The organism is Oleiphilus sp. HI0066, assembly GCF_001635725.1.
On record NZ_LWFH01001158.1, the window covers coordinates 1 to 1,488 of the forward strand.

A 1,488-nucleotide genomic window follows, 5' to 3' on the forward strand; every position below is an offset into this window, starting at 1 on the left:
TGAAAGCTATAAATACCTAGCTGAATCTATTCGTATGCATCCAGACCAAGAAACCTTGAAGGGTATGATGGATGAGGCAGGATTCGTTAATACGCGCTATCAAAATATGACTGGCGGCATTGTTGCTCTACACACCGGAGTAAAGGCGTAGTGAACATCTTTAGCCAACCTTTATTCCAACAGTTCGCACCTAGCGTTGAGAAAACACTCAACGCTACCTTATCTATGGATCCAGGTTCAGAACAAAAACTAAAGCCTCTTAATGGCTGTGTGCTCGAACTACGTATTAGCAATCTAAATCAATCGCTATTCATTGGCGCAAAAAACAATCGCATCTTACTTTTATCTGCAGAGCAAGCTCCAACAGTCACCATGACCGCCAGCCTGTCAGGACTATTAAAATTGGCCGCTTATAGAGACACTGCCACTCTACTGAACTCAGGCGACCTTGCGTTTACTGGTGATGCCGTACGCGCACAACAAATTCAGCGTTTTGCAGATAATTTAGATATCGACTGGGAAGGCTTGCTAGCTAACTTCATTGGCGATACACCAGCAAAATTTATCAGCAGCGGCGCAAAACAAAGCATCACCATTGCAAAGACCTTCAGCAAAAACTTCGTGAAAGACCTAGAAGAGTTCGTAAAATACGAACTTCGTTTACTTCCTTCTCGCGCATTAGCCAACAAGCAATTCGAAGCGATAGACCAACTCCGTTTGGCCGGAGATCGTCTAGAAGCAAGAGTAAGATCACTTTCGAAACGCATCAAGCGAGGTTAGTTTGGCTGCCGACTTAGGAACTAAAAAGTTAAGCAGGGCCTTCAAAATATTATGGGTGACTTGCCGTTATCGCTTAGATGACTTTCTTCCACTAACTTCGCTCCCTACCTCACTGCGATTACTGCTTATTCTGGCTCCTTGGCAGTTGTTTCCAAGACCTAAGCATTCAAAAGCCGTTCGTCTGAGATTAGCCATTGAAACTCTCGGCCCGATTTTTATTAAATTTGGGCAGCTGCTTTCAACGCGTCGTGACTTATTAGATGACGAGTTAGCCAATGAGCTGAAAAAGCTACAAGACCAAGTACCTCCCTTTAGTCAGAAAGAGTCGATTCTACTTATTGAAAAGGGTTTAGGCCGACCTGTCTCTGAGGTGTTTTCACGATTCGATGAAGACGTCATGGCCTCAGCGTCTATTGCTCAAGTGCATAGTGCGCAGTTGCCTAACGGACAGGAAGTGATTGTTAAAGTCATTCGTCCAAACATTAAGAAGACTATTCAGCAAGATTTGTCGCTCATGAAGCTATTTGCATACTTGCTTGAAGCTTTATGGAAAAACGGCAAACGCTTACGCGCTCAACAAATTGTTCTCGATTATGAAAAAACCATATTCGATGAACTTGATTTGCAACGCGAAGCAGCCAATGCCTCTCAAATCCGCCGTAACTTCTTAAACTCAGAGCTGATTTATATCCCAGAAGTATATTGGCC

3 protein-coding genes are annotated in these 1,488 nt (G+C 43.6%); all 3 read left to right on the forward strand.

Annotated elements, in window-relative coordinates; all coding sequences use genetic code 11:
- Window positions 1–151, forward strand: a 151-nt coding sequence (locus A3738_RS15440) for a class I SAM-dependent methyltransferase (protein WP_197473880.1), incomplete at its 5' end; no start/stop codon positions are given.
- Window positions 151–780: an SCP2 domain-containing protein gene (locus A3738_RS15445; protein ID WP_068481732.1), complete on the forward strand. Its 630-nt coding sequence runs from the start codon at window positions 151–153 to the stop codon at window positions 778–780. The genes A3738_RS15440 and A3738_RS15445, both read left to right, overlap by 1 nt.
- Window position 781: 1 nt before the next feature.
- Window positions 782–1,488 (forward strand): AarF/UbiB family protein (locus A3738_RS15450; protein WP_231876667.1); only part of this gene is annotated, 707 nt, incomplete at its 3' end.